Here is a 21,247-nt window from a genome sequence, read left to right as displayed (position 1 = left end):
ACGACCACGCACGCGGCTTACGCAAGTCAGGCGATGGCGGCGAGCAGGAAGTGCGCGCCGGTCATCATGACCAGGCCGATGATCGCGGACACGGACAGCGAGAAGCCGGCGAGTTTCGCATTGCCGAGCACTTCGTCGGTGAACAGGGTGGAGAACACGGCGATTGGCGCGAGGCAGCACATCACCACGGCTTCGCGCACATTGGCGCCGAACGGCAGCACGAACCATGCGCAGACGGCGGACAGCAGGCCGAATGGCAGTCGCAGGCCGATGATCTTCAGCAGCTTCATCACATCGTCACGGCCGGCGGGCAGGTCCATCAGCATGCCGACCATCAGCATGGCGACGAACGAGTTGGCGTTGGCGAGCGGCTCAACGAACGTGGCCACGACGGCGGGGATCTTCACATTGGCAAGCATGAGCACGATCATGACCAGGTAGGTGTCAAACGGGATGGAGCCGAAGAAGCCTTTCGCCACGTTGCGTAGCAGCGCGTGGCGTGCCAGCCGGCGGGCATCGCGATCCTTGGGTTTCGTATACGGCAGCACCGGCGCATGCCCCTGGTACTGCTCGTCCAAGGTCTTGCCGGGCTGGATGTGCAGGAGGGTCTGCGTCATGACGTTCGTGCCGGCCGCCACCATCACGCAGTTGCCGATGTCGAACATGGCCGCTGGCACGATCGCCGCGGTGCCGAGAAACGCCTGTGCCACGGGGAAGCAGAAGCAGCCGATGTTGAAGCCGGAACCGTTGAGCATGGTGAACGCGCGATCCTGCACAGGCGTGTGACGTGTGGTGAGGAAGATGAGCACGGGCGGGATGAACGCGACCACGAAGCCGAAGACGGAGATCCACAGCATGCTGGAATCATGCGGGTTCGTGGCGAACGAGTAGATGATGGCGCAGGGCAGAACCAGGTTGAACAGGGCGACCTGCATGATGCGGTAGTCGCGGTTTTTGAATTTGCCGGCGCGTTTGAACAGGTAGCCGGTGAGGATGATGGCCAGCAGCGCGATTGGCTGAATTAACGTGGACATGTGCGCGAGATGGGACTTGAACCCACACGTCAAAGACACAGGAACCTAAATCCTGCGCGTCTACCAATTCCGCCACTCGCGCAATCACCATCCGCGCACGGCGAAAACCGATACGCACGGATGCACATATGCAAAACCCTAGATGCTCGGAAAACCTCCGAACATCTAGGGCAGTGGAGCCACTTGACAGAATCGAACTGTCGACCTGCTCATTACGAGTGAGCCGCTCTACCGACTGAGCTAAAGTGGCGCAATGCCCAGTAAGCATACGCTAGCCGCGCACAAGAAACAAAGCATAGCGGAAAAACCGGACGAGCACAAATCGCACGCACGCCATCCAGTGTCGCGCGCCACGGCAAGCGCCCGTCGCGGCCGTCATCCGATGTTATTTGACCAGCGCTTCGATCGATGCGACCAGCGCGCGCAGCGCCTTGCCTCGATGGGAGACCGCGTTCTTCTCGGCCGGCTCCATTTCGGCGGACGTGAGCTTTTCGCCGGCGTCGACCGCACGCTGCGGCTGATCGTTCGGCACAAACAGCGGATCGTAGCCGAAACCGTTGGCGCCGCGCGGGGCACGCAGCAGCACGCCCGGCATTTCGCCGACTTCGACGGTTTCGCTGGCGATCGTGTACGGCTTATCATCATCCGCACCGTCCGTCTTGCGCTCTCCTGGCAGGACCAGCGCGGCGGCGCAGCGGAACCGTGCGGTGCGCTTGCTGTCGGGGATGTCGGCCAGCTGCTTGAGCAGCAGCGCGTTGTTGGCCTTGTCGTTGCCGTGCTCGCCGGCCCAGCGTGCGGACAGGATGCCCGGCGCGTTGCCCATGACGTCCACGATCAGGCCGGAATCGTCCGCGACTGCCGGGCAGCCGGTACGTTCGGCCACGTCGCGCGCCTTGATGAGCGCGTTCTCCTGGAAGGTCACGCCGTCCTCGACCGGATCGGGCAATCCCAGGGAGCCTGCGGAGACGAGCTCGATGTCGGCGGCGTCCGCGCCGAGACGTTCCTCGAGAATGCGGCGGATTTCCGCCAGTTTGCCTTCGTTATGCGTGGCGACGATGATCTTCATGCCTTACGGTTCCTTCCGTCGTTTTCCGACTTATATCTGTTTGCGTTGTTCCATGCGCGCCGAGTCGCCGGCATCGGACCGTCAACGTCCTACATTCAGCGCATGCCGTGCCGTCGATCGGCTCAGTCGAGCGCGAGCGCGGCGCGTTGGGCGGCCTGCAGCTCCCTGTTGCCTTTTTCGGCGAGGTCGAGCAGGGTGTTGAGTTCGGCGCGGTTGAACGGACGATGCTCGGCGGTGCCCTGGATCTCGATGAAATCGCCGGAACCGGTCATGGCCACGTTCATGTCGGTCATGGCCTGGCTGTCTTCGATGTACGGCAGGTCCAGCATCGGCTTGCCGTTGATCACGCCGACGGAGACGGCGGAGACCCAGTCCTTGAGCACGCGGTTGGCGGACTTGACGTGCTTGTGTTCCTCGGCCCAATGCATCGCGTCGACGAGCGCCACGTACGCGCCGGTGATCGAAGCGGTGCGGGTGCCGCCGTCGGCCTGCAGCACGTCGCAGTCGATCTGCACCTGGTTTTCGCCGAGCGCCTTCATATCGACGACGCCACGCAGGCAGCGGCCGATCAGACGGCTGATCTCGTGCGTACGGCCGCCGATCTTGCCGCGCACGGACTCGCGGTCGGTGCGGTCGGCGGTGGCGCGCGGCAGCATCGCGTATTCCGCGGTGACCCAGCCCAGGCCGGAGTCCTTGCGCCAGCGCGGCACGCCGGCGGTGAACGTGGCGGTGCACATCACGCGCGTGTTGCCGCATTCGATGAGCACGGAGCCTTCCGGAACGTCCGTGAAATGGCGGGTGATGCGCACCGGGCGCAGTTCGTCGACCTTGCGTCCGTCCGCACGCACCACGGTCTGGTCGCCCAACATATCCTTAATCGCTACCATTGCTGTTCTGCACTTCGCTTTCCGCTGATTTCGGCTTTTGCCGCCGTCCGATTACTCGTCTTTTCAGCATTCGACCCTATCACCAGCCAAGCACGCCGCGCCTCGAGACCCCTCCTGCACGTATGATGGGATGCAACCAAAGATTGGCCACCGTGGGTCCTACACTTATGGTCAGTTTCACCAAAAGTCAAGAAAGGCTTTGGAAATGCTGGATTATTCACCCGCACTCATGACCGACATGTACGAATACACCATGCTTGACGCATGCCTGAAGGACGGCACCGCCAACCGCAAGTGCGTATTCGAGATCTTCACCCGGCATCTGCCGCTGGGCCGCCACTATGGCGTGGCTGCCGGACAGGGACGCATCCTCGACGCGCTCGAGAAGTTCCACCTCGACGACAACGACCTGAAATTCCTCGCCGACCGCAAGGTGGTAAGCCCGGAAACCATCAAATGGCTGGAGAACTTCCACTTCTCCGGCTCCATCAAGGGCTACCACGAAGGCGAGATGTTCTTCCCGAACTCGCCGATCCTGCAGGTCGAAGGCACGTTCGGTGAATGCACGCTGCTGGAAACGCTGCTGCTGAGCATTCTGAATTACGATTCCGCCGTCGCCTCCGCCGCGTCCCGCATGGTCAGCGCGGCGAAGGACCGCCCGTGCATGGACATGGGAGGCCGCCGCACCAACGAATGGGCCGCCGTCGCAGCCGCCCGCGCCGCCGTGGTGGGCGGATTCAAGGGCACCGCCAATCTGCTGGCCGCGCAAATGTACGGCCTCAAGGCCATCGGCACCGCCGCGCATTGCTTCACCCTGGTGCACGACGACGAGCGGAGCGCCTTCGAATCGCAGATCGCCGCGCTTGGCAAGAACACCACGCTGCTGGTCGACACGTACAACATCGAAGAGGCCGTGAAGACGGCCGTCGACGTGGCAGGCCCCGAACTGGGCGGCGTGCGCATCGATTCCGGCGATCTCGCCTCCCTCGCGCAGCGCGTGCGCAACCAGCTGGACGCGCTTGGTGCCACCAATACGAAGATCACCGTCACCAACGATCTCGACGAGTACGCACTGGCCTCTCTGCAGACCGCTCCGGTCGATTCCTATGGTGTGGGTACCATGCTCGTCACCGGCTCGGGCGCCCCGACCTGCGCGATGGTCTACAAGCTCACCGAACGCGAGAACTCCGCCGGCGAAATGCAGCCGGTCGCCAAGAAGTCGAAGGACAAGGCCACCGTTCCGGGCCGCAAGCTCGCCTTCCGCTCCTACGAATACTCGCTGGCCGACTGCGAACACGTCATCTCCGGCTCCGAAGACAAGCTCGCCGCATACCAGCCGGAAGACGGCTGGAAGGACCTGCTCGTCGACTACGTCACCAATGGCGAGAACCACAGCGAATACCAGGGCCACGACGCGATCGTCAACGCGCACAACTACCGCGCGCAGGCGCTCGCCGAACTGCCGATCGGCGCACAGAGCCTGATGAAGGGCGATCCGGTCATCCCGACCGAAGTCACCGTGCTGTGACGTCCGTCATGGCGTGAACCGCCCTGTACGGAGCAAACGACATAACAAAAACCGACGCCCGGTGATTCACCGGGCGTCGGTTTTTGCATAACATACGACGTTGCGCCGCACCCAGCCGCCATATTCAATCGCCACGTTCAGCCACCGCAACCGGCGGCATGAATCGGCAACATGGTCGAACGGCAATCAGAACGAGCTGTTCATCATCTCGTCATAGATGCGCTTGCAATCCGGGCACACCGGGTAATGCGTGGGGTCACGCTTCGGCACCCACACCTTGCCGCACAACGCCACAACCGGACGGCCCGTCATCTTCGATTCGGCGATACGGTCACGCGACACATAATGCGCGAAACGGTCGGCATCGCCATTGCCACCGTCATCAAGCTTCGTTTCCTCTTCAGGACGTTCCAGAACGGCGGTACCGGTACCCGCATCCGGGTTGGACAGCGGCGAAACCGGATCGTCGGATCCGAACAGGCCATCGAAAATCGCAAATACCATAATTAAGACTCCTCACACAAGCCGCGATCGCGGCCCCACTGCCTTCCATCATAGCCGAGCCGCATTGCGCCGCCACCCGTGCGCACGAACCGCGCCAACACGGGCATACGCCGATGTTGCGCACGTTCTCAACCAATCGCGGTACGCTTAAGGTTATGACAATTGCAGTTTGCCCCGGGTCGTACGACCCAGTGACCGCCGGCCACCTGGACGTCATCGAGCGTTGCGCGCGCTTTTTCGACGAAGTGCATGTGGTGGTGGCCGTGAACGCGGCGAAGACGCCGATGTTTTCCGAGGAAACCCGTGTTGAGATCATCCGCCAGGCGCTCGCCAAGCGCGGTTGCACCAATGTGAAGGTGGCGTCTACCACCGGCCTGATCACCGACTATTGCACGAAAATCGGTGCGACGGTCATCGTCAAAGGACTTCGGCAGAACGGCGATTACGAGGCTGAGCTGGGCATGGCATTGGTCAACCGCAAACTCGCCGGAGTGGAAACGCTGTTTCTGCCTGCGGCCCCGGACCTGGAGCACATCTCCAGCTCCATCGTCAAGGACGTGGCACGGCACGGAGGCGATGTGACGGGCATGGTGCCCGATTGCGTGATTCCACTGCTCGGCGAGGCGCTCAAGAACGAAAAGAGAGCATGATGAGTGAAGAGACCAACGATTTCAAGCCGCTTGCTGACGCCGATGACGCCACGTCGCAGCAGCCGGTCACGCCGGCGGCCGATTATCCGGCCACCGGCGCTGTTGCCGGTACCGCAGCGACCAACAACTCCGCAACCGGCAATGCCGCCGACCGTGCTACGGATGAGCCGGCAAAGCCCGCGAAATCGTCGAAACCGTCGATTTCCATGTCGGACCTGCCCGACCTTCGTGCCACGTTCGATCCCGATGCGCCACTCGACGACAGTTCGGATCGCAGCCGCGACGAATTCACCACCGTCTACGACATCATCGACAGCATCGAAGAGGAATTGGACGAGGCCAAGCCGATTCTGTTCGCGCCGAGCTCGGTGCGCGTGGACCGCGAATCGTTCACCGGCAAGCTCGACAAACTCAAGAAGATGCTGCCAGTGCAGCTGGAACGCGCCTCCGCGCTGATGCGCGAATCGGAACGCCGTCTGGAAAGCGCGCAAACGCAAGCCAACGTGATCATCGCATCCGCGCAGTCGCGTGCCGCCGACACCGTACGCGAAGCCAACGAGCAGGCGCAGTTCCTTGCCGGGCAGGAGAACGTGACGGAACTCGCCAGGCAGAAGGCGCGCGGCATTCTCGACCAGGCGCAAGCCAAGGCCGACAAGCTCACGCAGAACGCCGACAAATACTGCATCACCATGATGGAATCGTTGCAACAGCAGGTCGACAAGATCGGCACCGGCGTGCAGGCGGGCCTGAACGTGCTGTACGATCGCCAACGCGAAGCCGGCGCGCATCTGGACCATCTCGATGCGGACGATTATCCGGAAAACTGAGCAAGACGCGTAACACGCGTGGAACGCATAGCAAGAAAGAGCGAAAGACTGAACTATGGCACGTACTGAAGATTCCCCATGGGCCGTTTCCGTGGCGCAGGTGGCCTCGCGTCCGGGGCAAAGCAAGGAGATCGACGCCACTTTCCCCGCGCCGAGCGGCATCGGCGATGAGATCGTCGGCGTGGACGAAGGCGCGGATGTGAGCGTGGTCGGCTCGTTCGATTCGATCGTCGACGGTCTGATTCTGAACGCGCGTATCAGCGCTCCCGTGCATGCCGAATGCACGCGCTGCCTGAAGCCGATCCAGCGCGATTGGACGGTGAACGTCACCTCCTTCTTCCCGTATGAGGACAAGTCCGCCGCCGGCAAGGGCGGAAAGGCCGGCAAGAACGGCAAGGAAGAGGAAGTGGACATCATCGCCGGCGAGGACGAGGCGGAAGACACGTACCCGCTGCTCGACGGCGGCGCATGGGCCGACCTCGAGGCGCTGCTGCGCGACACGCTGGTCGAGGAACTGCCGCTGCAGCCGTTGTGCAAGCCGGATTGCAAGGGCCTGTGCTCGCAGTGCGGCATCGACCTCAACGAGAACCCCGACCATCAGCATGACATGACCGACATTCGTTTCGCCGCGCTGGAAGGGCTGAAAGCCAAGCTGGAAGGCAAGGAATAAGCCGTTCGGATGGGATGGTCCATCGTTTGTACGGAGCTCACGTTAAGATACTGAACGCTTAAGCTCAATCGTTCGAACGAAATAGAGGAAACACAATGGCACTGCCTAAGTACAAGACCTCGCGCGCGAATACCCATTCTCGCCGCGCAAACTGGAAGGCCAAGGCCGCCCAGACCGTTACCTGCCCGAACTGCGGCGCTCCGACGCTGCCGCACATGGCATGCCCGAGCTGCGGTTCCTTCCGCGGCCGCGTGTACCGCGAGGCTGTCCGCTCCATCCACACCAAGTGAGTGGTTGCCGGATAACGGTATAAAGCATCGAAACCCTGCCATCGACGGGTGGCAGGGTTTCTTTTATTATTATCAAGTGATACGGCGATTGCATTGCGTTTATTTCCGCGTGCGATCGGCGTACGACATACGTTGCTTGCGTAGCAAAACCGCCAGATCAGCTGGCGTCTTGCCATGTGCGCAACGGCCACAACCACAGACCGCGGCAGGCTCGGCCCGCCGCATGAACGGTAAGGAACATCCATGGCCAAAGAGACCAATCAGGACAACGCGCAGGACAACACCCAAACCGAAAACGGCAACAATACCAACGCCGGCCGCATCGGCACCTCCATCACCCCCGAAGGCGAGATGACCGCCAATGTGTTGCTCGAGGCGCTCGGCACCACAATCGAACCGGACCTGCTCGTCGAAGCGCTCACCCACCGCTCGTTCTCACACGAGCATGAGGGGGCCAAGAACTACGAACGCCTCGAATTCCTCGGTGATGCGGTGCTCGAACTGGTCTCCACGGAAACGCTGTACAAGGTGCATCCCGACATGAACGAAGGCCAGCTGGCCAAAATGCGCGCGAAAGCCGTTTCCGAGGAATCGCTGAGCAAAATCGCCCGCGAAAAGCTGCACGTCGGCCCGTACATTCTGCTCGGCCACGGCGAGGCGGAACAGGGTGGCGCGGACAAAAGTTCGATTCTGTGCGACATCGTCGAATCGCTGATCGGCGCGACGTTCATCCAGCACGGCATCGACGAGGCGCGCCGCGTGGTGCATCATCTCGTCGACGATACGCTGGCGGAGGTCGCCACCGAAGGTCCGGCGCTCGATTGGAAGACGTCGCTGACCGTCAAGGCGCATGAGATGGGTCTGCCCGACCCGCACTACCAGACGTCGGTCGCCGGACCGGAATACGCACTGGAGTTCACCGCGCGCGCGATTCTCGGCGATGGCGGCGAAGTCATCGGCGTCGGTACCGGCAGCAGCAAACGCAAGGCGCAGCTGGCGGCCGCGGAAATGGGCTGGAAGGCGCTTGACAGTCGCAAGGGCGAAATGGGCGGCAAGCAGAACGGGAAGACGCATAAGTCGCACCACAGGTCACATCGCAAGTCCAACGGTGGCACGCAGGATGCAGCGCAGGGCAAGTAACCGCGCAAACGGTAACGCAAGCGGCGGCACGGCCGGCGTCACGAAACAGCATTACAAGGCAGCGTCGCAATCGCAAAAAATATGGTCCATATCACAATGGCGCGTAACGCGCCAGAATATGGGCCTTTCCGGCGAACCAAGCTGTCAGCCGTTAGCATAGACTCATTATCAGAGAGGAATGCGGCTGCAATCCGCCACAAGCGGTTGCATAGCATTCCGTTTAAGGGGTAAAACGGCGCATGAACGACGCGGCCGCGGCCCCTTACGAGGAAATTTTCCACGAACGAGCATGAGAGAGAACATGGTGTTACCTACGCCTCTGCAGGCATTCAGCGGCATGCCAAAGGCATCCGCTACCACTGAAAAGCAGACCATTGTCGACGGCGAAAAGATGACCGGCGCCGAAGCGCTGGTTCGTTCGCTGGAGGATCTGGGCGTCAAGGACGTCTTCGGCGTTCCGGGCGGTGCGATTCTGCCCGTCTACGATTCCATCAAGGACGATACGAAGTTCCGCTTCGTGCTGATGCGTCACGAGCAGGCCGCCGGACATGCGGCAGAAGGCTACGCGCTGACCACCGGACAGGTGGGCGTGTGCATCGTCACTTCCGGTCCGGGCGCGACGAACATGATCACCCCGATCGCCGACGCGAACATGGATTCCATTCCTATGGTCGTCATCACCGGCCAGGTCGGCGTGAACGCCATCGGCACGGACGCTTTCCAGGAAGCCGATATCGTCGGCGCCACCTATCCGGTGGTCAAGCATTCGTACCTCGTCACCCGCGCGCAGGACATTCCGCGCGTGCTGGCCGAGGCGCATTACATCGCACGTTCCGGTCGTCCGGGACCGGTGGTGGTGGACGTCACCAAGACCGCGCAGACCGGCGAAATGTATTATTCCTGGCCGCAGCGCATGATTCTGCCGGGCTACAACCCGACCACCAAGGCGCACGGTCGCGTGCTGTCCGACGCGGCGAAGCTGTTCGAGCAGTCGTACCGTCCGGTGCTGTACGTCGGCGGCGGCGCGGTGCGTTCCGACGCGGGCGAGCTGGTCGAGGAGCTGGCGGAAGTGACCGGCGCTCCGATCGTCACCACCCTTCCGGCGCGCGGCATTGTGCCCGATTCCGATCCGAAGGTGCTTGGCATGCTCGGCATGCACGGCACAATCGCGGCGACCGGCGCCGTGCAGCGTTGCGATCTGCTGGTCGCGATCGGCGCACGTTTCGACGACCGCGTCACCGGCAAGCTCGACGCGTTCGCTCCGGGCGCACGCGTGATCCATATCGACATCGACCCTGCGGAAATCGGCAAGAACCGTCAGCCGGACGTGCCGATCGTCGGCGATGTGGCCACCGTGCTGAAGGACCTCATTCCGGAGATCAAGCGCGAGCAGGCGGTGCATGGCAAGCCCGACACCAGCCACTGGTGGGACGTCATCAACAAGTGGCGTGAGGAATACCCGATCACGTGGGATGAGCCGACCGACGGCAGCCTCGCTCCGCAGTGGGTCGTCAAGCAGCTGTCCGACATGGCCGACCCCAACACCGTGTGGGTGTCCGGCGTGGGCCAGCATCAGATGTGGGCCACCCAGATCATCGAATTCAACAAGCCCCACTCCTGGCTGTCCTCCGGCGGCCTGGGCACGATGGGCTTCGGCCTGCCGGCGGCCATCGGCGCACGCGTCGGATCCGCCCGCGAATTCGATGACAAGAAGCCGGTGTGGCTGATCGACGGCGACGGCTCCTTCCAGATGACTTCCGAAGAGCTGGCGGCCGCGTTCCTCGACCACGCGCCGGTGAAGATCGCCCTGCTCAACAACTCCGTGTACGGCATGGTCCGCCAGTGGCAGACCCTGTTCTACAATCACCACTACTCCGCCACGAACCTGCTGGACGGCGAGAACATGTCTGACATCGTGGACGTGCCGGACTTCGTGAAGCTCGCCGAAGCGTACGGCTGCGTGGGCATGCGCGCGTTCACCAAGGACGAGGCCATCGAATGCATCAAGAAGGCCAACGAGATCAACGACCGTCCGGTGCTGATCGACTTCCGCGTGTGGAAGGACGCCATGGTGTGGCCGATGGTCGCAGCCGGCGACTCCAACGACAACGTCACCTACATGCCCGGTGTCAAGCCTCTGCAGCGCGCCGGCGAGAACGAGTGAACGAGTAGAGCGTAAGGAAGGACATTTCGATCATGGCAAACTATCCTGCATCCCAGCCGGGTTCCAAGCGTCATACGCTGTCCGTGCTCGTCGAGAACCGTCCGGGCGTGCTGGCGCGTATCGCCGGCCTGTTCGCCCGCCGCGCGTTCAACATCAACTCGCTGTCCGTCTCCCCCACCGAACGTCCGGACATTTCCCGCGTCACCGTCACGGCCGACGTGGAGGAAGTGCCGCTCGAGCAGATCATCAAACAGCTCAACAAGCTGCTGCATGTGCTGAAGATCGTGGATCTCGATCCGGAAACCACCGTGGAGCGCGAGTTGGTGCTCATCAAGGTGGCCGCCGACGAGTCCAACCGCTCCGACGTGCTGGAGATCGTGCGTCTGTTCCGCGTGCGCGTGGTGGACGTGAATCCGGAGTCGCTGACCATCGAGGCCACCGGCGCAGAAGGCAAGATCGATGCGCTGCTCGGTCTGCTGGAGCATTACGGCATCATCGAGCTGGTCCGCTCCGGCGCGGTGGCCGTGACCCGCGGCCCGAAAGCCCTGAGCGAGAAGGTGCTCGGCTCCGAGATCACCGGTCGCTGAACGGGCTGAGCGGCATTGCCTACGACAAAGCGCCGCCCCACGATTCGTTTCGTGGGGCGGCGCTTTTTATTTCGATTCACCGCAACATCGTATGTTCCCATTGCGCCGCCTTGGGAATGCTACGAATGGAACGGGAACATATCACCAGCACAGCACTTGCCACAAGAACCGCGAGGAACAACAGCACCGCGCCATGGAATCCAAAAACCGGGAGCAAGGTGCCAGCCACAGCACTACAGAACATCGAAAGCACCTGGGCCGGAACCGTCAATGTAACAGTAATACGCCCCTGCATGCTCGTAGGCGACTTGGCGAAGATGAAACCGAGGAGCATCGCGTTGATCAACGGGAACGGCAGGCCAACCAACGAATTGGCAACCAGCATGACCCAATAGTTGTCGGTCAACGCCATCGGCAATGCGCACAGGCAGATGAACAGGTAGGCGAGGCACACGGTTGGTCCGACCGGAACCTTATCGCTGAGTTTGCCGGCCAGCAACGATCCCACAAGCATCGTCAACGATATGCCGCCACTGATGAATCCGATGAGGGTCGCATTGGTTCCGCACGACACCAGATGCAGCTGGATGGCATATTGGATGCCATTGACGCCGAAATTGACCAATGCCGCCACGATGAGCACGATCACCAGCGTTTTCCGATGCAGCGACCATGACCAGCCTTCCAGGAAATCGTGGCAGAAACCGCCCTTCGCTGCATCGCCATCCGGTTCCCCGATACGCCCGCCATCCGAACCATATTCGCGGACGCCGGTGGCGGCGACGCCGGCCACGGCGTACATACAAGCCGACGCCAGGAACGGCAGCCATGGAGCGACGCTGTACAGGAAACCTCCGATGGGCCCTCCTACCATGGTGATGGTCGCGTCGCGCCCCTCGTTGAGGCTCCGCGCCTTGGGATAATAGCGGATATCGATGATCGAGCGAAGCATCGCATCCGTAGCGCTCCCAAGAAATCCGTTGATGCCGGATGCGAGCACCGCGATCAACAGCAACACGGGGAACGACAATGCGCCGCACAGCAGCAGCACCGCGATTGCGCCCCAAGCCAGAACGCCGACGACGGCGTTCGCCACGATAAGCCGTTTGCGGTCATGCCTGTCGACGAAGGTACCTCCGAATACGCTCGCAACCTGTTGCGCGATCATCGACGACGTTCCGAGCCACCCGGCGGCGATGGTGGAGCCGGACACCGCATATCCGAGCAAACTGATCGCCAGTGCGCGCAGCGCCGCTCCGACCGCCGACGCCGTATCGGCGGTGAACCACGGGATATACCCTGCGGAATGCCAGAATGATTTCGTCGTTTCACTCATGCTTTGCTCCAATTAACCCACTTGTTCCGACTGTTCCGCCCACGCTTTCCGGTTTGCTCGTGGATTCATGCGTCAACCCCGCCGGCGTCTTATGAGACCCACCTGAAGGCCTGCAGAATCAGAGCCACGGGTTCGACGCCCAGCTCATCGTCGCCGTGCATGCCGGCCTTGATCTGCCAGCGGCGCACGACCTCATTGAGTTCCTCGATCATCGAGCTCGTCTCCTCGGCGGTCAGGTTCAGAACATGATCATCGCTGGTGCATGAATCAGCCCATTCCCGAGGCAATTCCGGCAGCCTGTCCAGAAAACGCTCGTAGGCCATCTCGTAGGAGAGCGCCGCGGAACGCCGGAACAGATCCATGGCCTTCGACTCGTCCGTACCGTTCTTTTCTTCGGGCCTTCCCAGACGAATGGCGCTTTGACAGGCCTTCCACCAGCTCTTTCTTCGATCTCCGTCAGGAGACTCCACCTTTTTCACTAGTCCCGCATGCGCAAGCTGCCCCAAGTGGTAGCTGATGGCTCCGGGAGCCTCGCCAAGCTGCTCGCTGATGCTTCCCACGGTCTGTTCGCCGTTCACCCGCAACGTTCCAAGGATCCTCATGCGAATAGGACTCGCCATGGCCCGAAGAGTATCGGCACTGGTCACGGTCACTGCGGCGTCTTCGGGCAGCTGCCCCTCGTTGGAGTTCGTATCGTTCATCGTAGAAGACTCCTTTCCATCGCCTCCCATTATATACAAATTATTTGTACAATATATTCGTGCTTTGATCTCAATCACGACATACGCTACCGGCAACGCTATGATTCCTTGCAGCAGTGGGAAAATGTCTATTCTGGAGCAAGAAGCAGACTAATGGGGGGGCATTATGCGCACGATTGTCAATGATCCGACTTTGGGGATTGTGGATAATGATCCACTGGTCGCAAGCGCAATTCAAAGCTTGTTGGTCGAGACATGCGCACCAATACGGATTCTGTGGACTGTCACCTCTGCAGAACAAGCACTTGAGGCCATGAGGGACTCTGCACAAAGGCCACAAGCCGTGCTTACCGATATCGCAATGCCTGGGATGAACGGCTCGGAATTAGCGCATCATATCAAGGAACAACATCCAGATATTGCCGTCATTGGTATCAGCGCCTTTTTGGATGACGAAAACGAAAAAAGATACGGAGCACAATGGTCCGATGCGTTTTATGCGATTATTCCAAAAGAAATTCCCACGATTCAACTGGTTCGAATCATCGGAAAAGCCACTGGAAATGACGAGGTTGCGTCGTGGGCGGGGAAGAGCATAAACTCCATGCGGCTTTCCGGCAAGGAATTACAGATCATTGCCGGCTATGCGAGAGGATTCACCACTTCCACTATTGCGCACCAACTGAATATCAGCGAAGCATCGGTAAAGACATATGCACGACGAGCTTTCGAGAAGCTCCATGCTCATAGTCGTGCCGAAGCTGTTGCGATGTGCGTAAGAAACGGTTGGATATAACGATGAGGCTGCCCCAACAAATAATGTCATTGGCAAAGGCCGTGCGCAAGCCCTACTTAGCGGGATCCATTATCTGCATCTGCTTTTTCCTGCTCGAGCTGACCGCTTGGCCAAATATGTCACCTTGGTCATGGCTATATTTGGCTCCGTACTGCATCGCCCTGCTGCTACTGGCCTGGTTCCCCGTACCGGCAAGCATGGCGATTCTTGTAACACACATAGCATGCGCGATAATCCCGGCAATATGCGATGGCCCTTCGACGTTATATGGCACATGGCTTGCATGCGGGATAATCGCATTTGAAATCAAACGATTTGAATTTGCCATCATGGGACCGCTGCTTTGCGCACTAGCACTTCCTTTGGGCTATTGGACAGGCGGCATCGACTACAATCCAAGCATCCCCGTGCTTGCATGCTCCTACATTGGAGCATTCTGCGTTGGTTTTGCCGTGAGATGGAAAGCGCAAACAGCACAACGAAAAATGGACTTGGCGATTGCACAAGAACAAGTTCGACGCCAGCAGAAAAGACTCAAAGAAATTCACATACTGCACGATTCCATCGCAGGAGCTATGACATATGCGATTCTGCTGTGCCGCAAAAAAGAGTCCTCAGAGAGCAGCGACACTTTGCCACAGATTGAACAGGTCCTCATGCAGGCATTACATGAGCTTCGCACTCAAATCATCAGCCCGATGACCGATGAGCTTAAAACAGACAAAGAGGAAGACGCGGACGAGCTCTTTCAACAACATATAGAAGCTCAATGCAAAAGACTGAGAATACTGGGTTTTACCGGGACACCAATAATCCGCGGGAATCTAAACGCAATGGACAAGTCACTACTACCATCGTTGCAAACGGTTTGTACCGAAATTCTCAATAACATTGCCAAACACGGGAAACCCGGGGCTTTTGCTTTTATCCTCTCTGTAGGACCAGATGCGGTCCGCATCTTCGCATCAAATCTATATAACGCCGCAATAAATAGTGCTCCAGAAAATCACTACGGGACAGCCCTCATACAAGATTTTGCGCAACAACATAATGGGACAATGACCATAAATTCAGAAAATGAAGAATGGTCATTGTCCCTAGCGATTCCGCTAACTCATCAAACACATTAAACCAGCCACCAGCATTTATTCACGGTGGCTTTCCTTTACTTCATATACGGAAACAACAAGATCCGTATTGCCGATATTGATAATGGACAATGAGGTGGCGCCAAGGAAATTCTTCGCCGGAAGAGAGACTGTTTCCACTCCATTAGACGTACAGGATTCCCTAGTGGTTAAAGTGTGCGGCTGTCCATCTTTGTAGAGGACAAGTGAGTAAGGAGCCTGCTCCTTCTGTTTGCACATGGAGACGACATAATACATATGGTTTTCGTCGACCTTTTTGGCAAATGGAATAGCACCATCGCCGTGCACGGATTTCGCGCCCAGCTTGTTCACCAGAACCAATTTGTCCGAGTTATTGAGATCATCGGCGGCAACACGGTCCAAAGCGTCCACAGTAAATGCTTTATACGCTTGCTCCGCAGCATCATCATTCTTGCTGCTGCTCCGAGCAGCGTCACCATCGGAGGTTTCGTGCACGGAATTCGCGCAACCGGCGCATGAGCACAGCAACAAAGCCGACAACAAACAACAGACGCTTCTTCGCATCACTTGATTCATGAGACACCCCCATTGGTTGTTCTTGCGGAGAACAGCTCCACCCCCGTAAGAACAAGAATATGACACTGATATCTCAAGCGCTACACCTTGCTGTCGCACGAATGGCTACACACCCGAAAACGCTGGAGGAGCTGCACCGCCGCCACAACATGCACACCCTGTCCGGCAATTGGCGTGGACGGTACGAATGCCATGTCGCCAATGCCGGGGACTGGCTGGTGATCTGGTCATCGAACGATTCGGTCGCGTTCTTCGAGCGTACTGGCAGCCACGACGAATTATTCCGGTAAACCGACGCTGAGCGAATCGCCAGCGTCGGTTTTGCACATTCCGTACCGCCAAACCGACGCCTACAAGCCTCTCACCATCAGTTTGCCCGACTGGGACTACTCGAGCTGTTCGGAGAGCTCCATCCATTCCATTTCGAGGGATTCAGACTCGTCCGTGACGGACTGCAACTGCTCGTTGAGCTTGCCCAGACCTTCGTAATCGCTTGGGTCATGCGCGGCCATCTGCGCTTCCAGATCGGCCTTCTGTTCCTCCAGCTTGGCCAGCTTGCGTTCGATCGCAGCGACGCGCTTGGACGCCTCGTGGAACGCCTTGCCGGTAAGCTTCGGCGCGGAAGCAGTCGAGTCGCCATCGGCAGACACGGATGAGGAGTCGCCGGCAGCACCCGTGGACGCAGCGGCATTACCGCCCTTGCTAGCCTTGCCGGCCTTCTCGTCCACAAACGGGTCCTTACCGTTCTTGATGGCCTCGGTCATGTCGAGATAATCCTGCACACCACCGGGCAGATGGCGGATCTTGCCGCCGATCAGCGCGAACTGCTGGTCGGTGACGCGTTCGAGCAGGTAGCGGTCGTGGGAGACGACGATCAGCGTGCCCGGCCAAGTGTCGAGCAGATCCTCCATCACGGCGAGCATGTCGGTGTCGAGGTCGTTGCCCGGCTCGTCCATGATGAGCACGTTCGGCTCGTCGAGCAGGATGAGCAGCAGCTGCATGCGGCGCTTCTGCCCGCCCGAGAGGTCCTTGATCGGCGTCATGAGCTGTGCGGATTCGAAGCCGAGACGCTCCATCATCTGCCCCGGCGTGGTCTCCTTGCCGTCCACGATGTAGCTCGGCTTGTAGCGGCTCAGCACTTCCTTGATCTTGTACTTGCCGAGCTTCTCCAGCTCGTCGAGACGCTGCGAAAGCACCGCGAACTTCACGGTCTTGCCGATGTTCACATGGCCGGCGGTCGGGGTGATCGTGCCGTCGAGGATCTTCAGCAGGGTCGATTTGCCGGCACCGTTCGCGCCGACGATGCCGAAGCGGTCGCCCGGGCCGATCAGCCACGTCACGTCGTCGAGGATCTTGCGGCCGGTCACGGTGACCTTCTGCGCCGCGGACGTGACTTCCGGCGTGGACTCGTCGGCGTCGTCACCCGACTCGTGCGACTCCTCCTCGGCCTGCCGGGCGGCCTGCGCCGCCTGTCGCGCCTCGGGCACGCCGGCGTCCACCAACCGCGGATCGGTCAGATCGTCGACGGCGACCTCCACGCTGCCGTGCGCCTGCGGCTCGGCATACATGGCCGGCACCACGTCCACGCGCGAGGCCGAAGCTTCCATTTCCGCCACATCCGGATCGATATCGGCCTCTCCCTGCGCATGTTCGAAGATCTGCGTCACATCGATGAGATCGACCACCTGTTTGCCGAGACGCGACGTGGCCATCTGCTTCAGCTCCAACGTGTTGCGCACCGGTGGCACGTCGGCGATGAGCTCGCGCGCCGCCTTGACATGGAACTTCTGCTTGGTGGAACGGGCGCGGGCGCCACGGGTGAGCCAGGCAAGCTCCTTGCGAGCCAGGTTGCGGCGCTTCGTCTCGCGCACGTCGGCCTGGCGGTCGCGCTCCACGCGCTGCAGCATATACGCGGAATATCCGCCTTCGAACGGGTCGATCACGCCGTCGTGGACCTCCCACATCGATTCGCATACCTCGTCGAGGAACCAACGGTCGTGGGTGACGAGCAGCAGCGCGCCCTGGCCGGACGGCCAACGGTTCTTCAAGTGCTCGGCGAGCCAGTGGATGGTCACCACGTCCAAATGGTTCGTGGGCTCGTCAAGCGCGAGAATGTCCCAGTCCTTGAGCAGCAGGCGGGCAAGGTCGGCGCGGCGACGCTGGCCGCCGGACAGGGAGCCGATCTTCGCGTCCAGACTGATGCCGCCCAGCAGAGCCTCCACAATCTCACGCGATTTGGTTTCCGCAGCCCATTCGTAATCTTCTCGCCCTTCCAACGCGGCTTCGCGCACGGTGGCGTTGTCGTCGAGCGGGTCACGCTGGTCGAGCATGCCGAACGTCAGTCCATTGCGCATGGTCACGCGACCGGAATCCGGTTCCTGCGTGCCTTTGAACAGGTGCAGCAGCGTGGATTTGCCGTCGCCGTTCTTGCCGACGACGCCGATGCGGTCGCCTTCGAAAACGCCCTGCGTCACATCGGTGAAAATATTCTTGGTCGCGAAAGCGAGCGAAACGTGTTCAAGTCCCAAATCATAAGTCGGCATAACTCACCAATGTAGCGCGTCGGCGGAACACCGCCTCCCGCACACGTATTTGGGGCTTGCTCACCAGCTGCATGATGCGAAACGTAGACAGGAGACCTTGGAATGTAGGCAACGAAAACGCCCTAGAAGATTCCGTAGGTGGTTTTCCGCTTCCGTAGGTGGTTGTCTTCGGATACCGCACGAAGAAAAGCCTTAAATTCAGCCTTTCCGAAACACTGGTCCATCACCCAACCACCTACGGAACTCAGGAACCACCTACGGAAGGCACTCAGCTGGCGATTCAGTGGGGCGTGTAGCGGGCAGAACGCTTATCAGCGCTCCAGCGTTGCGGCATAGGTGTTGCACCGGGCCGCGAATCCGGAGAAAACCTGATCGGCCATCGGCTGCAGCTGCGGATTGTATTCGGCGAAGGCGTCACGTAGCTGCGATTTCGAACCGCCGGCGGCCTTCAAATCCTTCACCATGCACGGCTCGTCCAGCCACTCGTCCAACAACGTGGGGGTGACCTCCAGGTGGAATTGCAGGCCAAGCGCCGAACCGAACCGGAACGCCTGGTTCTTCGTCTTCGCGCTTTTGGCCAACGGCTGTGCGCCTTCCGGCAGGGTCACCACGTCGTTGTGCCAGTGCAGCACGTCCAACGTCTTGTTCCACATGGAGAAGTAGTCGTGCTTGTCGATGCGTTTAATCGGCGCGAATCCGATTTCCGGCTCGCTGCCCTTCTTGAGTTTCGCGCCCAGCGCGGTGGCAATGATCTGATGTCCGAGGCACACGCCCAGCAACGGTTTGCCGACGCTGACGGCGGCGCGTACGAGTTTGGATTCCGCTTTGAGACCGGGATACTTGTCGATGTCGAGCGCGCCCATGGGGCCGCCCATAATCACGATGCCGGAGACGTCACTGAAATCGGGAAGATCGGGCTTTTTCTCTTTGGCGATGTTCATCACTTCATACGACATGCCCAAGTCGTCGAGACTATCCAAAATGCGCCCCGGTTTCTCCCACGGGACGTGTTGAAGAATCAGCACATGCGATTGCGTCATGCCACTATTTTTACATCATCTGCGTAAATGACGCTCGCGATTCGGCTCTGTGTCTGCATACGTTCGCAATACGATGCCGTGCATATGCCGGGAAAACCAAGCGTCATGTCCGATTCTGGCAATATTCTCGTGACTATGACAAACACGCAAGAACCGCAGAATACCAACACTTCCGGCGCTCTTGCGGTGGCGAAGGCCGCCGCGGGGCTGAAGCTGTACGACACCGCATCGCACGCCGTGTCGTCCTTCACGCCGATCAAACCAGGTCAGGTCGGTATCTACGCGTGTGGCGCCACCGTGCAAAGCTCACCGCATATCGGCCACATCCGCGCCGCCGTCGCGTTCGACGTGGTGCGCCGCTGGTTCGAGCGTCTGGGCTACAAGGTCACGTTCGTGCGCAATGTCACCGACATCGACGACAAGATCCTCGACAAGGCCGCCGCCGCGGGCCAGCAGTGGTGGGAGCGCGCGTATATCTACGAACGCGAGTTCACCGAGGCGTACAGCAAGCTTGGCGTGGAGCCGCCGACGTACGAGCCGCGCGCCACCGGCCACATGATCGACATGATCGACCTCATCAAGAAGATCATCGACAACGGCCACGCTTATGTGGTGCGTGACGCGGACGGCAACCCGACCGGCAACGTCTACTTCGACGTGGCGAGCTGGCCGCATTACGGCGAGCTGACGCACCAGAAGCAGACCGCGGTTTCCGACGCGGCTTCCGAAGTGACCGACGCGATGGGACCGTCCGTGGACAACGCGGGCAACGACAAGTACAATCCGGTCGACCCTGCCGACATGTCCCCCGACAAGCATGATCCGCGCGATTTCGCGCTGTGGAAGGCGCCGAAGGATTCCGATCCGCTCGACGCGCGCTGGAATACCCCGTTCGGCACGGGCCGTCCGGGCTGGCATATCGAATGCTCCGCGATGAGCCACCGCTATCTGAAGGACATGTTCGACATTCACGGCGGCGGTCTTGATCTGCGATTCCCGCACCACGAGAACGAGATGGCGCAGACGCGCGCCGCCGGTTACGATTCGGCCGCGCGCTGGATGCATTCCGCCTGGGTCACCGCGAAGGGCGAGAAGATGTCGAAGTCGCTCGGCAACGGCCTGTCCGTGCCGGCGGTGCTGGCCGAGCATTCCGCTTGGGTGGTGCGTTACGCCCTCGGTTCCGTGCAGTACCGTTCCATGCTGGAATGGTCCGACCAGACGCTTGCCGAGGCGCAGTCCGCGTACGACCGCGTGGCGAACTTCATCGAGCGCGCGGGCGCTGCCGTCGGCGAACAGCCGTCACGAGAAGAGATTATGGCGATTTCCGCCGACGCGCTTCCCGCCGATTTCGTTGCCGCGATGAACGACGACATCAACGTTTCGGGCGCTTCCGCCGCGATTTTCACGGCGATCCGTTCCGGCAACACGTTGCTGTCGAAGCTGGCCGACCGCGCCGATTCGGACGTGGCGAAGGCCGAGGTTCGCGAGGCGCTGGTGAACGTGCGTGCGATGCTCGACACGTTGGGCTTGGATCCGCTGGCGGAGCCGTGGGTTTCCGACGGTGCCGCAGGTGGTGCGGCTGGTGCCGGAGCCGATTCCGCCGAGCATGACGCGCTCGACAAGCTGGTTTCCGAACAGCTTGCGGAACGTGCCGAAGCGCGCAAGGCCAAGGATTTCGCACGTGCCGACGCGATCCGTGACGCGCTGGGCGCGGCCGGCATCGCCATCGAGGACGGTCCGCAAGGCTCCACTTGGTCGCTGAAGTAGGCAATCGCACCCATTTCATCCGCTATCCGCGT

Annotated in this window: 21 protein-coding genes and 2 tRNA genes; 12 read left to right on the top strand and 11 right to left on the bottom strand. The window is 60.4% G+C overall.

The window, feature by feature from the left end; all coding sequences use genetic code 11:
* Positions 1-26: 26 nt before the first annotated feature.
* The 5 genes from BAD_RS01225 to rph form a co-directional block, all read right to left on the bottom strand.
* The gene (locus BAD_RS01225; protein WP_011742754.1) at positions 27-1,034 is read right to left on the bottom strand and encodes an AEC family transporter; all 1,008 of its coding nucleotides are present in this window, start codon (positions 1,032-1,034) and stop codon (positions 27-29) included.
* A gap of 1 nt (position 1,035) precedes the next feature.
* Positions 1,036-1,116: transfer RNA gene (locus BAD_RS01220), tRNA-Leu, on the bottom strand.
* 92 nt (positions 1,117-1,208) lie between these two features.
* Positions 1,209-1,284, bottom strand: a tRNA-Thr gene (locus BAD_RS01215).
* Between the two features lie 135 nt (positions 1,285-1,419).
* Entirely contained in the window at positions 1,420-2,100 is a 681-nt protein-coding gene (locus BAD_RS01210; RefSeq protein WP_041777230.1) for a non-canonical purine NTP pyrophosphatase, read from the bottom strand.
* Positions 2,101-2,222: 122 nt separating this feature from the next.
* On the bottom strand, positions 2,223-2,987 hold the full coding sequence (gene rph, locus BAD_RS01205; RefSeq protein WP_041777229.1) for a ribonuclease PH: 765 nt from the start codon (positions 2,985-2,987) through the stop codon (positions 2,223-2,225).
* Positions 2,988-3,192: 205 nt separating this feature from the next.
* Here rph and BAD_RS01200 point away from each other — a divergent pair, with 205 nt between their 5' ends.
* Positions 3,193-4,515, top strand: coding sequence for a nicotinate phosphoribosyltransferase (locus tag BAD_RS01200; RefSeq protein ID WP_041777228.1), 1,323 nt, complete (start codon positions 3,193-3,195; stop codon positions 4,513-4,515).
* A gap of 186 nt (positions 4,516-4,701) precedes the next feature.
* On the opposite strand, the gene BAD_RS01195 is transcribed toward BAD_RS01200, so the two are convergent.
* Positions 4,702-5,019: a DUF3039 domain-containing protein gene (locus BAD_RS01195; protein ID WP_011742751.1), complete on the bottom strand. Its 318-nt coding sequence runs from the start codon at positions 5,017-5,019 to the stop codon at positions 4,702-4,704.
* Positions 5,020-5,174: 155 nt separating this feature from the next.
* Here BAD_RS01195 and coaD point away from each other — a divergent pair, with 155 nt between their 5' ends.
* The 7 genes from coaD to ilvN all read left to right on the top strand — a co-directional run bounded on the left by coaD (position 5,175) and on the right by ilvN (position 11,347).
* Entirely contained in the window at positions 5,175-5,669 is a 495-nt protein-coding gene (coaD, locus tag BAD_RS01190) for a pantetheine-phosphate adenylyltransferase (protein ID WP_021913439.1), read from the top strand.
* The gene (locus tag BAD_RS01185; protein WP_011742750.1) at positions 5,666-6,496 is read left to right on the top strand and encodes a cell division protein; all 831 of its coding nucleotides are present in this window, start codon (positions 5,666-5,668) and stop codon (positions 6,494-6,496) included. The genes coaD and BAD_RS01185 overlap by 4 nt, the downstream gene beginning before the upstream one ends.
* Positions 6,497-6,551: 55 nt before the next feature.
* Complete coding sequence (locus BAD_RS01180) at positions 6,552-7,166, top strand: YceD family protein (protein WP_011742749.1); 615 nt, start codon at positions 6,552-6,554, stop codon at positions 7,164-7,166.
* A 95-nt stretch (positions 7,167-7,261) separates the two neighbouring features.
* Positions 7,262-7,456, top strand: a complete 195-nt coding sequence (rpmF, locus tag BAD_RS01175) for a 50S ribosomal protein L32 (RefSeq protein ID WP_003807696.1) — start codon at positions 7,262-7,264, stop codon at positions 7,454-7,456.
* A 351-nt stretch (positions 7,457-7,807) separates the two neighbouring features.
* Positions 7,808-8,596, top strand: coding sequence for a ribonuclease III (rnc, locus tag BAD_RS01170; RefSeq protein WP_011742747.1), 789 nt, complete (start codon positions 7,808-7,810; stop codon positions 8,594-8,596).
* 301 nt (positions 8,597-8,897) lie between these two features.
* The gene (locus BAD_RS01165) at positions 8,898-10,760 is read left to right on the top strand and encodes an acetolactate synthase large subunit (RefSeq protein ID WP_011742746.1); all 1,863 of its coding nucleotides are present in this window, start codon (positions 8,898-8,900) and stop codon (positions 10,758-10,760) included.
* A gap of 32 nt (positions 10,761-10,792) precedes the next feature.
* Positions 10,793-11,347, top strand: a complete 555-nt coding sequence (gene ilvN / locus BAD_RS01160; RefSeq protein ID WP_003807691.1) for an acetolactate synthase small subunit — start codon at positions 10,793-10,795, stop codon at positions 11,345-11,347.
* Between the two features lie 76 nt (positions 11,348-11,423).
* Here ilvN and BAD_RS01155 read toward each other — a convergent pair whose 3' ends face one another.
* On the bottom strand, positions 11,424-12,683 hold the full coding sequence (locus BAD_RS01155) for an MFS transporter (RefSeq protein ID WP_041777226.1): 1,260 nt from the start codon (positions 12,681-12,683) through the stop codon (positions 11,424-11,426).
* 89 nt (positions 12,684-12,772) lie between these two features.
* The gene (locus tag BAD_RS01150) at positions 12,773-13,384 is read right to left on the bottom strand and encodes an ArsR/SmtB family transcription factor (protein WP_011742744.1); all 612 of its coding nucleotides are present in this window, start codon (positions 13,382-13,384) and stop codon (positions 12,773-12,775) included.
* Between the two features lie 166 nt (positions 13,385-13,550).
* On the opposite strand from BAD_RS01150, the gene BAD_RS01145 reads away from it, so the two are divergent.
* Positions 13,551-14,180, top strand: a complete 630-nt coding sequence (locus BAD_RS01145) for a response regulator transcription factor (RefSeq protein ID WP_011742743.1) — start codon at positions 13,551-13,553, stop codon at positions 14,178-14,180.
* 23 nt (positions 14,181-14,203) lie between these two features.
* Positions 14,204-15,310, top strand: a complete 1,107-nt coding sequence (locus BAD_RS01140) for a sensor histidine kinase (RefSeq protein ID WP_264309057.1) — start codon at positions 14,204-14,206, stop codon at positions 15,308-15,310.
* A gap of 15 nt (positions 15,311-15,325) precedes the next feature.
* On the opposite strand, the gene BAD_RS01135 is transcribed toward BAD_RS01140, so the two are convergent.
* Positions 15,326-15,865, bottom strand: a complete 540-nt coding sequence (locus BAD_RS01135; protein ID WP_041777225.1) for a hypothetical protein — start codon at positions 15,863-15,865, stop codon at positions 15,326-15,328.
* A gap of 101 nt (positions 15,866-15,966) precedes the next feature.
* Here BAD_RS01135 and BAD_RS01130 point away from each other — a divergent pair, with 101 nt between their 5' ends.
* On the top strand, positions 15,967-16,155 hold the full coding sequence (locus tag BAD_RS01130; RefSeq protein ID WP_050731439.1) for a type II toxin-antitoxin system RelE/ParE family toxin: 189 nt from the start codon (positions 15,967-15,969) through the stop codon (positions 16,153-16,155).
* 96 nt (positions 16,156-16,251) lie between these two features.
* On the opposite strand, the gene BAD_RS01125 is transcribed toward BAD_RS01130, so the two are convergent.
* Positions 16,252-18,408 carry an ABC-F family ATP-binding cassette domain-containing protein gene (locus tag BAD_RS01125; protein ID WP_011742740.1) on the bottom strand — a complete coding sequence of 719 codons (2,157 nt, stop codon included), beginning with the start codon at positions 18,406-18,408 and terminating at the stop codon, positions 16,252-16,254.
* A 311-nt stretch (positions 18,409-18,719) separates the two neighbouring features.
* Positions 18,720-19,448 (bottom strand): type 1 glutamine amidotransferase, encoded by a 729-nt coding sequence (locus BAD_RS01120; RefSeq protein WP_011742739.1) that lies wholly within the window; start codon positions 19,446-19,448, stop codon positions 18,720-18,722.
* Positions 19,449-19,583: 135 nt separating this feature from the next.
* Here BAD_RS01120 and cysS point away from each other — a divergent pair, with 135 nt between their 5' ends.
* Complete coding sequence (gene cysS, locus BAD_RS01115; protein ID WP_011742738.1) at positions 19,584-21,215, top strand: cysteine--tRNA ligase; 1,632 nt, start codon at positions 19,584-19,586, stop codon at positions 21,213-21,215.
* Positions 21,216-21,247 lie beyond the last annotated feature (32 nt).

It is taken from the genome of Bifidobacterium adolescentis ATCC 15703 (assembly GCF_000010425.1).
GTDB lineage: Bacteria > Actinomycetota > Actinomycetes > Actinomycetales > Bifidobacteriaceae > Bifidobacterium > Bifidobacterium adolescentis.
This window is presented reverse-complemented; position numbering and strand designations above follow the sequence as displayed.